The sequence below is a fragment of the Cronobacter sp. EKM101R genome (genome assembly GCF_963888145.1).
Lineage (GTDB): Bacteria > Pseudomonadota > Gammaproteobacteria > Enterobacterales > Enterobacteriaceae > Cronobacter > Cronobacter turicensis.
In genome coordinates, this window is the sequence record NZ_CAWPHW010000041.1 from 1 (window position 1) to 302 (window position 302).

1 pseudogene is annotated in these 302 nt (G+C 61.9%); it reads left to right on the top strand.

Annotated elements, in window-relative coordinates:
* Positions 1-302: pseudogene (locus AACV31_RS17415) on the top strand (chromosome partitioning protein ParB); the annotation flags it as partial.

Consider the following 302-nt stretch of genomic DNA (forward strand, 5'->3'; position numbering starts at 1 on the left):
TGCGCCGGTGGCCGTGTTCCTGCGCTGGAAGTGATACCACGCGATGAGGGCGGTGTGTGGATTGTCGAGGGGCACCGCCGCCATCGCTGCTACCAGCGCTGCCGTGACGCCGGTAAGCCGGTCGAGTACATCGCCATCGTGCCGTTTGAGGGGAACGACGTTGACCGCGTGGCGCGGATTATGACCTCCAACAACCAGTTGCCGCTCACGCCGATTGAGCAGGCCGCCGTGGTGAAAGAGCTGGCAGCGTTCAATCTGACGAAGCAGGAAATTGCGCAGAAGGTTCATAAGTCGGTTGCCAC